Below are 12,864 nucleotides of genomic sequence, written 5' to 3'. Positions count from 1 at the left end.
CTCCCAGCCTCTTTCATTGCGGGTTTATTTTACTTTATCGGGATTTTTCGCAATAAAATCTTTCCAACTGCTATATCCTTTTTCCATTGCCGGACGTCCCATTTGCAGAAAATGACAATAGGCTGCCGCCAAACCGTCCGTCGCATCCATAAAGGTAGGCATCTCTTCTTTGGGAAAATGCAGCATACGCTGCAGCATATCCGCTACTTGTTCCTTTGATGCCTGTCCGTTTCCGGTTATAGCCATCTTGATCTTCAAAGGAGCATATTCTGTGATCGGAATATCACGGCTCAATGCCACTGCCATCGCCACTCCCTGAGCACGTCCCAACTTCAACATGGACTGTACGTTCTTGCCGAAAAAAGGAGCTTCGATAGCCAGTTCGTCAGGCAGATAGCTTTCGATGATACTTAATACCCGTTCGTGAATATGCCGCAGCTTCAGATAATGATTGGCAAATTTACGTAAATCGATAATTCCCATCGCGATCATCTCAGGCTTAGTCCCTTTCACGCGCAAGACTCCATATCCCATGATGGTCGTACCGGGGTCTATACCCAAAATAATCTTTTCTTTTACCGGTTGAATCACTCTACTATCTCCATCAATGTCGGAAAACCGACTACTTTATCCTTGAATATTTTCGTAAGTTCGTCATTCAGCCGCACTCCCTGTTCCATGTGCCAGCGATGCAGCAATCCACTACTCTCTACTTCCCATTGCAAAGAATAAGAACTTCCGTCGTCCCGATGACTCAGTATCCGACAGATACGCGGTGCTTTCAACGTCCCGTGTTTCTGTACTTCAGGTATATAGCTTTCCTTTATCCAAATCAAAAAATTATCGTGAACAGCATCGTCCACCTGAAAAGTTGTATTATAAATCAGCATATCATCTGTCCTTTCAATAAATTATTTTCCGCAAACATAGCAATTATTTCAGAATATTCCATTATATTTGCGCCAACAAAAGCAAAACGTTGACAAACGTTATATCAGTGGCATAAAAATGGGGCGTTAGCTCATCTGGCTAGAGCGCGACACTGGCAGTGTCGAGGTGATCGGTTCGAGTCCGATACGCTCCACAAAATGAAAAGAGTAACTTATGATAAGTTACTCTTTTTTTTATTTTAAACCTGTGATTGGCTTTGTAGCCAAGCTTCATTAAGACATTTATATTACCCCGAAATGTTTCAAAGCCTTGTAAAGTCCATTATTGTCCACCGTATCAGTGACAAAGTCGGCAACTGACTGAACTTTTTCGGACGCATTTCCCATCGCCACTCCTATTCCGGCGGCCTTCAGCATGGGGATATCATTACCGCCATCACCGCACGCCATTATTTCAGAAACTTTAACCCTGTAGTAATCGGCAAATAACGAGAGGCCGGTTGCCTTACTTGTCCCTGCAACATTAACATCAGCAAATAAAGGATGCCAGCGTGTTGCGGAAAGACCAGACAGAAGCGGCATTACTTTTTGTTCTGCTTCCTCATCAAAATAAAAACAAAGTTGACAGCATTCTTTTCTTTCAAACATCTCTTCGATGTCGACAACCGGCGGAACCGGATGCTCAACAATTCCGGCAATCTGTTCGACAGTCGGGGTAAGGCGATTGACAAATACACCTTCATTTAATTCGAGAGCGACTGCAAAATCAAATTCCCGTGCAAGCTCCATTGATTTTCTAAAATCCTGTGCAGGTATTGCTACTTTTCTTATCACACTTCCGTCACGCAATACACACTCTGCTCCATTAAGTGCAATAACTCCATCATACGGCACAGCATCAATCTCATGAAGATCACTTGCCGCTCTACCGGTAGCAATCACAATCTTAATTCCACTATCATGTACTTTTTTAAGAGCATCTATAGAGGATTGCGACACCTTATGAGTTTCAAAACTCAACAAAGTTCCATCTACATCAAGCAATAATACCTTTATCATACTATCTATATTTTTGGGCTACAAAGTTACTGAAAAGTTTCTCATGGCCTACAACGATAAGCACGAGATCGTGTTAAAAAAGATATCATATATACAATAAAAAAGGACCTTTATTCAAGGTCCTTTTTTATCACTTCATCCATTTCTTTTATTCGTTTCTCACGATCCTTGATGGGACCGTCTTTCGTATCACCTTTGAATACATTATCTGCACGATCGGTAACTTCAGTGCTCCATTCTTCAAACTCATTCTTAGCCGGACGGCCATTCGGTTCGATATTTTCCTCAGCAATCGAATCGTGTCTGTTAATCATATCATCCATATCTTCTCTTTTTTTATTGGTTACAATGATAATACAATATAAAAAGAGAAAAGTTCCGGGCGTTAATGTTTTTTGGACAACTCGCGTTCGCGTATCTGCAACTGTTCTTTATACAACTGGGGACGGAAAGGGACATAAAGGGTATAATCACTTTCAACCGCCTTGCCTCCCACCAGTGCCGGTGTCCAATTTGGCATTTCCTTCACAATGCGAAGAGCTTCTTCTGCAAACTCCGGATGAGTCGATTTTAATATATGAGGACGAAGAATCACTCCCTCCTTATCTATAGTAAACTCACACAAAGCATATCCCGAGACATTGTCTTTAAGCAATTCCGCAGGATAAATCATTTGTCCGGCTACATATTCCCGTACACAAACATCAGCCAAGCAGGGTAATTCTTCAATTTGCTTTCCCGAATGCGTTTTGAGCTTCGGACCAACAGAATAAATCCCCACATACATCGGCTTTTTGTGAGCGTCCGGCTGTTCTTTGGTACGGTGCTCCAGCTCTTTCAATAAAGCGGTTGCTTCCTCCGCCAATGCTTGTTCCGAAATATTTTCTCCCTGAGAAAACATGTAAGTCGACTGACAAACCAACACAAGCCGCTCCATCAAAGTACCTTTCATGGGTGACCACTTCCGTCCCATCATCTCTTTTCCTTTCGCATCTGTCGATGAGAAGTAATAAACAACTCCATCCAGTCCGGCTGTCGAACCGTCCAAATCCTGTATCTGGCTGGTTACCAGACGGGCGATAGCTCCCAAAGACTGGTATAAGGACTGACTGATCTCCACTGATTTAGTTTCCACTTTCACCGTTCCTTTCTCTGCCTGCCAATAGGTACGCGACAAAGTATTCGCAATCAACAGACAACGTCCGTTCTTCTTCTCTACCGACATTGCATATTCCGGTGAAAAAGAAGGAATGGCTACAAAACGCGCGTAAGGACGCTGTTGAAAACCTGTATTAAGCAAAGAAAAGACATTTCGATAATACTCACCCAACTCACCCGTATAGGTAGTAAAAGGCTTCACCGGCTCCAGATAGTCGATCTGAGCTGACAGGCGAAACGATAAAGTCAATAGCAGAAGAGAAATAACAATCTTTTTCATAAGTGTTCCCCGATTTTCGGTACATTCGGCAACAAAGATACAAATTATTTCGATGGTTCGTGATAAAATTATATCTTTGCACGGTTTTTACTAAGAAACTGAATAACAATACATCAAAAATATGATAGCTAAGATTGAACAACTTCTGAAAGAGGTGGAAGCTTTGCACGCCTCCAATGCCGAAGAACTCGAAGCTCTCCGCATCAAATACCTGAGTAAGAAGGGAGCCATTAACGATTTGATGGCGGATTTCCGTAACGTAGCTGCCGAACAGAAAAAAGAAGTCGGCATGAGACTGAATGAACTGAAAACTAAAGCGCAGGACAAAATCAATGCGTTGAAGGAACAGTTCGAGAGCCAGGATAATAGTTGCGACGGTCTTGACCTGACCCGCTCGGCTTATCCGATTGAACTCGGTACACGTCATCCGATTACAATTGTAAAGAACGAAGTCATTGATATCTTCGCACGTCTGGGATTCAGCATCGCCGAAGGTCCGGAAATCGAAGACGACTGGCATGTATTCTCGGCACTGAACTTTGCCGAAGATCATCCGGCACGCGATATGCAGGACACATTTTTCATCGAAGCTCATCCGGATGTAGTACTCCGTACTCATACTTCTTCCGTACAGACCCGTGTGATGGAAACTTCCAAACCTCCTATCCGCATCATCTGTCCGGGACGTGTATACCGTAACGAAGCTATCAGCTACCGTGCACACTGTTTCTTCCATCAGGTAGAAGCGTTGTATGTAGACAAAAACGTATCATTCACCGACTTGAAACAGGTATTGCTGCTCTTCGCCAAAGAAATGTTCGGCACAGACACCAAAATCCGTCTGCGTCCGTCTTATTTCCCATTTACAGAACCAAGTGCTGAAATGGATATCAGCTGTAACATTTGCGGTGGTAAAGGTTGTCCGTTCTGCAAGCATACCGGTTGGGTGGAAATCCTCGGTTGCGGTATGGTAGACCCGAACGTACTCGAATCAAACGGCATCGACAGCAAAGTATACAGCGGTTATGCTCTCGGAATGGGTATCGAACGCATCACGAACCTGAAATATCAGGTAAAAGACCTCCGTATGTTCTCCGAAAATGATACACGCTTCTTAAAAGAATTCGAAGCGGCATATTAAATAGAGCACAGAATTTACCAGTATGCCAATGTGCCAATAAAACCATCTGATGGTAATTGGGACATTGGCATTTAATCAATATACCGATTACACTGAAACGGGATGGCTTATCACCGTTCCGATCAGCAAATTGAACGTTCACTTATTATGGCAAAGGATAGACTCATTACTCCCGGTTATTGTTTCATCTTGGCAGCCAACTTCCTGCTCTACTTCGGTTTCTGGTTGCTGATTCCTGTTTTGCCGTTCTATTTATCCGAGTTCTTTCAGGCAGGAAATTCCACTATCGGCATCGTGCTTTCCTGTTATACGGTAGCTGCACTCTGCATCCGCCCGTTTTCCGGCTATCTGCTGGATACGTTTGCCCGTAAGCCGCTTTATCTTTTCGCTTATTTCATCTTTATGCTGATGTTTGCGGGATATCTTATCGCCGGCTCGCTTACCCTATTTATTATATTCCGAATTATTCATGGAGTCTCTTTCGGCATGGTCACGGTAGGTGGAAATACAGTAGTCATTGACATTATGCCCTCTTCCCGCAGAGGTGAAGGGCTGGGCTATTATGGACTGACCAATAATATCGCCATGTCCATCGGACCGATGTTCGGACTGTTTTTACATGACGGAGGGGTTTCTTTCGCTACAATATTCTGCTATGCGCTCGGTTCCTGTATGCTGGGATTCCTGTCCGCAAGCCTGGTGAAGACACCTTATAAACCACCGGTAAAGCGTGAACCGATTTCACTCGACCGTTTCATTTTATTAAAAGGAATGCCTGCGGGACTTAGCCTGTTGCTACTTTCCATCCCCTACGGAATGACCACCAATTATGTAGCTATGTATGCCCGCGAAATAGGAATCCATACACAAACAGGTTTCTTTTTTACCTTTATGGCGATCGGTATGGCCATTTCCCGTATATTCTCAGGAAAGCTGGTGGACCGGGGAAAGATAACCCAAGTAATTGCCGCCGGACTCAATCTGGTTATAATAAGTTTCTTCCTGCTCGCATCCTGTGTATATCTGATTCAATGGAATGATGCTGCCTGCACCATTCTCTTTTTCGGAATTGCCCTGCTGATGGGAATCGGATTCGGAATTATGTTTCCGGCATTCAATACTCTGTTCGTAAACCTTGCCCCCAACAACCAACGGGGAACAGCTACTTCCACCTACCTGACCTCATGGGATGTAGGAATTGGTATCGGTATGCTGACCGGAGGATATATAGCCGAAATCTGTTCGTTTGACAAAGCATATCTTTTCGGTGCCTGCCTGACAGTAGTTTCCGCTGTCTATTTCAAATTAAAAGTAACGCCTCACTACCATAAAAACAAGTTAAGATGAGAAAGAAAGAACGTTATGAAAAAGTAATCGCATGGTTTCAGGCAAATGTTCCTGTAGCCGAAACAGAATTACATTACAATAATCCGTATGAATTACTGATCGCTGTAATCCTTTCTGCACAATGTACGGATAAACGAGTAAATATGATCACTCCGCCTCTCTACAAGGACTTCCCGACTCCGGAAGCTCTTGCTGCCAGTACGCCTGAAGTTATTTTCGAATACATCCGGAGCGTATCTTATCCGAATAACAAAGCCAAACATCTGGTAGGAATGGCTAAAATGCTGGTTAATGACTTCAACAGCAAAGTGCCCGACAACATGGATGACCTGATCAAACTTCCCGGTGTAGGAAGAAAGACCGCCAATGTGATTCAGTCCGTCGTTTTCAACAAAGCAGCGATGGCGGTTGATACCCACGTTTTCCGTGTCAGTCACCGCATCGGACTGGTGCCGGACAGCTGTACGACTCCATTCAGCGTAGAGAAAGAACTGGTGAAGAACATTCCGGAAAAATTAATACCCATAGCCCATCACTGGCTTATTCTGCATGGTCGTTATGTTTGTCAGGCACGTACGCCGAAATGTGACACCTGCGGTTTGCAAATGATGTGCAAATATTTCTGTAACACTTATAAAGTTACAAAAGAGGCACCAAAAGCCAAGAATAAATAACGATTTAATAGCAAGGAACCGAAATAAATAGTAACTTTGCGGTCGATCAAAAAAGAGAATATTAAAAACACTTTTAAATAAAAATAGAGTATTATGCAGACAATTGACAAATTCAATTTTGCCGGTAAAAAGGCATTTGTTCGCGTGGACTTCAATGTACCCCTGGACGAAAACTTCAACATTACAGATGACACTCGTATGCGTGCAGCTCTTCCTACTTTGAAGAAGATTTTGGCTGACGGCGGTAGCATCATCATCGGTTCTCACCTGGGCCGTCCGAAAGGCGTTGCCGACAAATTCTCTTTGAAACATATCATCAAACATCTGTCTGAACTGCTGGGCGTTGAAGTTCAGTTTGCTAACGACTGCATGGGCGAAGAAGCCGCTGTAAAAGCTGCTGCTCTGCAACCGGGAGAAGTTCTGTTGCTCGAAAACCTTCGCTTCTATGCTGAGGAAGAAGGCAAACCAAGAGGTTTGGCTGAAGATGCCACAGACGAAGAAAAGGCTGCTGCAAAGAAGGCTGTCAAAGAAAGCCAGAAAGAATTCACCAAGAAATTGGCTTCTTACGCTGACTGCTACGTAAACGACGCATTCGGTACAGCTCACCGTGCACACGCTTCTACAGCTCTGATCGCTAAATACTTCGACACTGACAACAAGATGTTCGGTTACCTGATGGAGAAAGAAGTAAAAGCTGTTGATAAAGTATTGAACGACATCCAACGTCCGTTCACTGCTATCATGGGTGGTTCTAAAGTTTCTTCTAAAATCGAAATCATCGAAAACCTGTTGAATAAGGTAGACAACCTGATCATCGCAGGTGGTATGACTTATACATTCACCAAAGCAATGGGTGGTAAAATCGGTATCTCTATCTGTGAGGACGACAAACTTGACCTGGCTTTGGATCTGATCAAGAAAGCAAAAGAAAAAGGTGTAAACCTTGTACTGGCTGTTGACGCTAAGATCGCTGACGCTTTCTCTAACGACGCTAACACTCAGTTCTGCGCTGTTGATGAAATTCCTGACGGATGGGAAGGTCTTGACATCGGTCCTAAGACTGAAGAAATCTTCGCTAACGTAATCAAAGAATCCAAAACTATTCTTTGGAACGGTCCTACAGGTGTATTCGAATTTGAAAACTTCACTCACGGTTCACGTACAGTAGGTGAAGCTATCGTTGAAGCAACCAAGAACGGTGCATTCTCACTTGTGGGTGGCGGTGACTCTGTAGCTTGTGTTAACAAGTTCGGTCTGGCTAGCGGCGTATCTTATGTTTCTACAGGTGGTGGCGCATTGCTCGAAGCAATCGAAGGAAAAGTTCTTCCGGGTATCGCTGCCATTAATGAATAATGAATTTATAACAATGTAATTTTAGATACGAGGGCAGTTCTTTGTGAAAAGAGTTGCCCTTATTTATATCTGACCCATCAACTAAGGCATGAAGAGAGCAGCACTCATATTCTGTATCCTCCTTTTCTTCCTTTATTCTTGCCAAAGAAAAAAAGGAAAAAGTGTCTTTATACCTTCAACAGAATTACAACCACTCACACTGGGAATGCTCCCGACTCTAGACGGACTGCCTTTTCACATAGCTAAAGCACGAGGAATCTACGATTCGCTGGGATTGGATTTAACCATCCTTTCTTTCAATTCCGCCTATGACCGCGACGCAGCGTTCCAGTTCAAATCACTGGATGGCATGATCACCGACTATCCCAGTGCAGTAACTCTACAGGCTATCCACCATACCGACTTAGGAATCATTTTGAAACATGACGGTTATTTCTGTTTTATAGTCTCCAAAGAAAGCGGTATCAACCAACTTCAGGAACTCAAAGAAAAAAATATAGCTGTTTCACATAATACGATTATCGAGTATGCAACCGGACAGCTACTGAACAAAGCGGGAATCAGTCAGGCAGAAGTGAACAAACCGGAAATCGCCCAGCTCCCTCTTCGCCTGCAAATGCTGCAATACGATCAGATTGACGCATCCTTCCTCCCCGACCCTGCCGCATCCATCGCAATGAATGCCCGTCACCGGTCTCTGATCAGCACACAGGAATTGGGAATTGATTTCACTGTCACCGCTTTCTCCCGAGAAGCCATCAACGAAAAAAGAAGAGAAATCGAATTATTAATCACCGGATATAATCTGGGAATAGACTATATAAAAATGCACTCGCAAAAAGAATGGAAACAGGTATTGATAGAGATCGGCGTTCCGGAAAACCTGACCGGCCTCATTGCACTCCCTGTTTACAGAAAAGCGGAGCGCCCCTCAGCCGATGCCCTGGATAAAGCAGTAACATGGCTGAAAACAAATAACCGGATATCTCAGACATATTCCGGATACAAAAATCTGATAGATACAACTTTTACAAAAACAAATTCAACAACAATCAAATAACAACTAATCACATGCGAAAAACACTCTTTCGACTCTCAATGATCGCGTTCACCCTGCTTAGTATGCAGAATACGCTCACCGCACAGGAGAAAACGCCGTTGAATCAAGTAGTCAATACACTGAAAGAACGAATCAGTCTTGCCGGTTATGCACAACTGGGCTATACATACGACGATGCCGCCAATCCCGACAATACATTCGACATCAAACGGATCATCTTCATGGCACACGGTAAAATCACCGACAGATGGACATGCGATTTCATGTATGATTTCTACAACGGTGGTATGCTGCTCGAAGTATATACAGACTACCGGATCCTCTCCGGACTTACAGCACGTATCGGAGAATTTAAAGTTCCTTACACCATTGAAAACGAACTGTCTCCCACAACGGTAGAGCTGATCAACTGCTATTCTCAGTCAGTCTGTTATCTGGCAGGAGTCAGCGGCAGTGACAAATGTTATGGAATGACTTCCGGACGAGACATCGGTATGATGATTCATGGAAAACTATTTCATGATCTCCTGCAATACAAGTTTGCCGTCATGAACGGACAGGGATTAAACACCAAAGACAAAAACAGTCAGAAAGATGTAGTCGGCAACCTGATGGTGTATCCTAACAAATGGCTGTCTGTAGGAGGATCTTTCATTCGGGGAACCGGACACGCCATAGGTGACTCCCAATATTCGGGAATCAAAACAGGAGAAAATTACGCCAAGAAACGCTGGAGCCTGGGAGGTGTTGTTGCCACTTCCGCATTCAACTTCCGTACGGAATATCTTGCAGGAAAAGACAGAAACGTAAAAAGCGAAGGATTCTATGCGACAGGCAGCGTACGTTTATTACAAAATTTCGACTTTATCGCCTCTTTCGATTATTTCAATCCGAACAAAGCGGCAGATTTCAAACAAAATAATTACATTGCCGGACTGCAATACTGGTTTTATCCCAGATGCCGTGTGCAGGCACAATACACTTTTTGTGATAAAAAAGGAGACGGACAAAAGGATTCTAATCTGATACAAGCACAGGTGCAAGTCAGATTCTAACTTTTTGGCATCCTTTTTGTTCTATTACCTATAAATAATTGAACCATTATGAATGAAAAAACGATTAATGAACAATACGCCTATATACGCACTCTGCTTGAAGAAAAAAGACTTAAAGAAGCTCTGATGCAGTTGGAATCCCTGCTCTGGCAATGTCCGGACTGGGATTTACGTACCCGCTTGGAGCAACTGCAAACCTCCTACAAGTATATGCTGGAGTATATGCGCCAAGGTGCAAACGACCCAGAACGCTGGAATGTATACAGAAAACTCATAGCTGATACCTGGGAAATAGCCGACCGTTCGCGCCTGCTTATGCTGGACAATGCTTCATCAAGATATTATCATGAGGTACGCCGCACTCCCCGACCGGAAAGTCTGTCAGCATATACACTCAAAAAATTGATGCACATGCTGGAGTCATTCAATGACGACTTGGCAGTCAGCGGACTGTTGTCTGACGAAAAGATGGACGAGGTACTGAAACGGCATGAAGAAACACTTAAATATATGTTTCTGCAAACATGGACCAACAGTGCATGGACTCCCGAAGAGGAAGAGGATGCACAATCCATGCTTACCTCCGAACTTCTTCCGGTGAACGACCTGTGCCTGTTTATCAGTGCTGTCACATTAAGTCTGATGGAATGCTTTGACCTGCGTAAAATCATGTGGCTGCTGGACGCTTACCGCCATCCGGATGTCAATGCCGGTCAACGTGCACTGGTAGGTGTCATTTTCATTTTCCATATCTACAAGAACCGTCTTTCACTCTACAATGATCTGGTCAAGAGAGTCGACCTCATGGATGAGATTTCTCCATTCAAAGAGGATGTGGCACGTATCTATCACCAAATGTTACTATGCCAGGAAACGGAAAAGATAGACAAGAAAATGAGAGAGGAAATCATTCCCGAAATGTTGAAGAATGTTTCGTCCATGCGGAACATGAGATTCGGCTTTGAGGAGAATGAGGATGAGAACGATGACAAGAATCCGGATTGGGCGGACGCTTTCGAACAATCGGGACTGGGAGACAAGTTGCGCGAAATGAATGAACTGCAACTGGAAGGAGCCGACGTATACATGAGTACATTTGCGGCACTGAAAAGTTATCCGTTCTTCCGGGAAGTGCAGAATTGGTTTTACCCGTTCAGCAAGCAGCAATCCGATGTCATCAAGCAACTGAAACAGGAAGGTAACGAGAAAAATACATTGCTGGATTTAATTCTTCAATCGGGATTTTTCAGCAACAGTGACAAGTATTCACTCTTCTTTACGATCCGGCAGTTGCCAAAGGCGCAGCAAGACATGATGCTAAGCCAGCTCGGTGAACAACAAGTGGCAGAACTGACCGAGAAGTCGAGTGCGGAAACAATGAAGAAATTCAATGAGCGACCGGGAACCGTCAGCAATCAATATCTGCATGACCTGTACCGTTTCTTCAAGCTCAGTGTACGCCGCCATGAGTTTAGGGACATCTTTAAGGAAAAACTCGATTTACACCACATTCCTGCACTTAGTAACGTATTATATAGTGAAGATATCCTGTTCCCGATCGCAGATTTCTATTTAAAGAAAGAACGCTGGAATGAGGCAATAGAAGTGTACGAGGAAATGGAAACGATCGGAGCACTTCAGGGAAGAGGTGCAGAATATTATCAGAAACTGGGATATGCTCTGCAAAAAAACAAGAAGTATGCAGAAGCGATCGATGCTTATCTGAAAGCGGATACACTGAAACCGGATAACATCTGGAACAACCGCCATCTGGCTATCTGTTACCGGTTAAACCGAAATTATCAGGCTGCATTGAGCTATTATAAAAAGGTGGAAGAAGCTACACCGGAAGATACCAATGTTATTTTCCATATCGGCAGTTGCCTGGCCGAACTCGGACAATACGAAGAAGCTGCCAACTACTTTTTCAAACTGGATTTCATCGAAAGTAATTGCATAAAAGCATGGCGCGGCATCGGGTGGTGTTCATTCATCAGCCGGAAATACGAACAAGCCATGAAATATTACGAAAAAATCATTGAACAGAAGCCACTGGCTATCGACTATATGAATGCCGGACACGTCGCATGGACAATGGGAGACATTCAGAAAGCGGCCGCCCTGTACGGCAAGTCAATCACAGCCAACGGAAACCGTGAACGCTTTCTGGAGATGTTTCGGAAAGACAAGGAAGCTCTTCTCAAACAAGGTATTCAAGAAGAGGACATCCCGTTAATGCTGGATTTATTATAACTTCTTCAGCTCCCCGTACAGTTTCTGTATGGGGAGTCCCATTATATTATAAAAGCTGCCCGAAATAGACTTTACCCCTATATATCCGATCCATTCCTGCACTCCATACGCTCCCGCTTTATCCATAGGCTGATATTTGTCCACATAATACCGGATTTCCTCTTCGGACAAAACATCAAATTCCACATCGGATGCAGCAGTAAAGCTCTTTTGCCATTCAGTAGTCGTAAGACAAACACCGGTGAACACCTGATGTGACTTACCGGACAAAGAACGGAGCATTTCAACCGCCCCTTCCCGACCTTCCGGTTTTCCAAGCACTTTACCATCGAGCCAGACAATCGTATCTGCCGTAATCAACAGTTCCCCCGGTTGCATAATACTCCGGTAAGCATCCGCCTTTTCGCAGGAGATATATTCCGGAATCGCAGCACCAGCCAGATCGGCTGGATATGATTCGTCCACATCCGGCAATGTCCTGACCACATAATCCACTCCCAAGCCTGACATCAGTTCTTTCCGGCGGGGAGAATTGGAGGCTAATATAATCTGATATTTATCTAAATTTCCAAGCATAGTTTTATTTATCATTTA

The 12,864-nt window shown here is 43.9% G+C and carries 13 protein-coding genes and 1 tRNA gene; 8 read left to right on the top strand and 6 right to left on the bottom strand.

The genetic code is table 11. The features are described from left to right. Positions 1-24: 24 nt before the first annotated feature. On the bottom strand, positions 25-591 hold the full coding sequence (gene ruvC / locus NBH01_RS00405; protein ID WP_008763383.1) for a crossover junction endodeoxyribonuclease RuvC: 567 nt from the start codon (positions 589-591) through the stop codon (positions 25-27). Next, entirely contained in the window at positions 588-890 is a 303-nt protein-coding gene (locus NBH01_RS00400) for a DUF4286 family protein (protein WP_008767861.1), read from the bottom strand. Before NBH01_RS00400 ends, ruvC begins: the two co-directional genes overlap by 4 nt. A gap of 120 nt (positions 891-1,010) precedes the next feature. Here NBH01_RS00400 and NBH01_RS00395 point away from each other — a divergent pair. After that, positions 1,011-1,084: transfer RNA gene (locus NBH01_RS00395), tRNA-Ala, on the top strand. 88 nt (positions 1,085-1,172) lie between these two features. Here NBH01_RS00395 and NBH01_RS00390 read toward each other — a convergent pair. The 3 genes from NBH01_RS00390 to NBH01_RS00380 form a co-directional block, all read right to left on the bottom strand. Beyond that, positions 1,173-1,949: a Cof-type HAD-IIB family hydrolase gene (locus NBH01_RS00390; RefSeq protein WP_072066645.1), complete on the bottom strand. Its 777-nt coding sequence runs from the start codon at positions 1,947-1,949 to the stop codon at positions 1,173-1,175. Positions 1,950-2,059: 110 nt separating this feature from the next. Then, a complete protein-coding gene (locus tag NBH01_RS00385; protein WP_008767859.1) occupies positions 2,060-2,272 on the bottom strand; it encodes a hypothetical protein in 213 nt (70 codons plus the stop codon). Positions 2,273-2,334: 62 nt separating this feature from the next. Next, a complete protein-coding gene (locus NBH01_RS00380) occupies positions 2,335-3,387 on the bottom strand; it encodes an energy transducer TonB (protein WP_011107933.1) in 1,053 nt (350 codons plus the stop codon). Positions 3,388-3,508: 121 nt separating this feature from the next. On the opposite strand from NBH01_RS00380, the gene pheS reads away from it, so the two are divergent. From pheS to NBH01_RS00345, 7 genes are all read left to right on the top strand, one after another. After that, on the top strand, positions 3,509-4,528 hold the full coding sequence (pheS, locus tag NBH01_RS00375; protein WP_008763378.1) for a phenylalanine--tRNA ligase subunit alpha: 1,020 nt from the start codon (positions 3,509-3,511) through the stop codon (positions 4,526-4,528). Positions 4,529-4,675: 147 nt separating this feature from the next. Then, positions 4,676-5,875, top strand: a complete 1,200-nt coding sequence (locus NBH01_RS00370; RefSeq protein ID WP_008763377.1) for an MFS transporter — start codon at positions 4,676-4,678, stop codon at positions 5,873-5,875. Further along, entirely contained in the window at positions 5,872-6,549 is a 678-nt protein-coding gene (nth, locus tag NBH01_RS00365; RefSeq protein ID WP_008767855.1) for an endonuclease III, read from the top strand. Before NBH01_RS00370 ends, nth begins: the two co-directional genes overlap by 4 nt. Before the next feature lie 93 nt (positions 6,550-6,642). Next, on the top strand, positions 6,643-7,902 hold the full coding sequence (locus tag NBH01_RS00360) for a phosphoglycerate kinase (RefSeq protein WP_008763375.1): 1,260 nt from the start codon (positions 6,643-6,645) through the stop codon (positions 7,900-7,902). Between the two features lie 88 nt (positions 7,903-7,990). Next, positions 7,991-8,962: an ABC transporter substrate-binding protein gene (locus NBH01_RS00355; RefSeq protein WP_234134137.1), complete on the top strand. Its 972-nt coding sequence runs from the start codon at positions 7,991-7,993 to the stop codon at positions 8,960-8,962. A 62-nt stretch (positions 8,963-9,024) separates the two neighbouring features. After that, positions 9,025-10,017 carry a putative porin gene (locus NBH01_RS00350; RefSeq protein WP_373145484.1) on the top strand — a complete coding sequence of 331 codons (993 nt, stop codon included), beginning with the start codon at positions 9,025-9,027 and terminating at the stop codon, positions 10,015-10,017. A gap of 48 nt (positions 10,018-10,065) precedes the next feature. After that, positions 10,066-12,270: a tetratricopeptide repeat protein gene (locus NBH01_RS00345; RefSeq protein ID WP_234134136.1), complete on the top strand. Its 2,205-nt coding sequence runs from the start codon at positions 10,066-10,068 to the stop codon at positions 12,268-12,270. Here the strand turns inward: NBH01_RS00345 and NBH01_RS00340 are convergent. Then, entirely contained in the window at positions 12,265-12,846 is a 582-nt protein-coding gene (locus tag NBH01_RS00340; protein ID WP_074859773.1) for a Maf-like protein, read from the bottom strand. The genes NBH01_RS00345 and NBH01_RS00340 overlap by 6 nt on opposite strands. Positions 12,847-12,864 lie beyond the last annotated feature (18 nt).

It is taken from the genome of Bacteroides sp. B1-V-101, from assembly GCF_023656585.1.
Taxonomy (GTDB): domain Bacteria; phylum Bacteroidota; class Bacteroidia; order Bacteroidales; family Bacteroidaceae; genus Bacteroides; species Bacteroides thetaiotaomicron.
Note: the sequence above shows the minus strand (reverse complement) of the source record. Positions and strands in the feature narration are given on the sequence as shown.

Coding starts and splice junctions, on each gene's coding strand:
- NBH01_RS00400 (WP_008767861.1), bottom strand. CDS start 890: ATGCTGATTTATAATACAACTTTTCAGGTGGACGATGCTGTTCACGAT.
- NBH01_RS00390 (WP_072066645.1), bottom strand. CDS start 1,949: ATGATAAAGGTATTATTGCTTGATGTAGATGGAACTTTGTTGAGTTTT.
- NBH01_RS00385 (WP_008767859.1), bottom strand. CDS start 2,272: ATGGATGATATGATTAACAGACACGATTCGATTGCTGAGGAAAATATC.
- NBH01_RS00380 (WP_011107933.1), bottom strand. CDS start 3,387: ATGAAAAAGATTGTTATTTCTCTTCTGCTATTGACTTTATCGTTTCGC.
- pheS (WP_008763378.1), top strand. CDS start 3,509: ATGATAGCTAAGATTGAACAACTTCTGAAAGAGGTGGAAGCTTTGCAC.
- NBH01_RS00370 (WP_008763377.1), top strand. CDS start 4,676: ATGGCAAAGGATAGACTCATTACTCCCGGTTATTGTTTCATCTTGGCA.
- nth (WP_008767855.1), top strand. CDS start 5,872: ATGAGAAAGAAAGAACGTTATGAAAAAGTAATCGCATGGTTTCAGGCA.
- NBH01_RS00360 (WP_008763375.1), top strand. CDS start 6,643: ATGCAGACAATTGACAAATTCAATTTTGCCGGTAAAAAGGCATTTGTT.
- NBH01_RS00355 (WP_234134137.1), top strand. CDS start 7,991: ATGAAGAGAGCAGCACTCATATTCTGTATCCTCCTTTTCTTCCTTTAT.
- NBH01_RS00350 (WP_373145484.1), top strand. CDS start 9,025: ATGCAGAATACGCTCACCGCACAGGAGAAAACGCCGTTGAATCAAGTA.
- NBH01_RS00345 (WP_234134136.1), top strand. CDS start 10,066: ATGAATGAAAAAACGATTAATGAACAATACGCCTATATACGCACTCTG.
- NBH01_RS00340 (WP_074859773.1), bottom strand. CDS start 12,846: ATGCTTGGAAATTTAGATAAATATCAGATTATATTAGCCTCCAATTCT.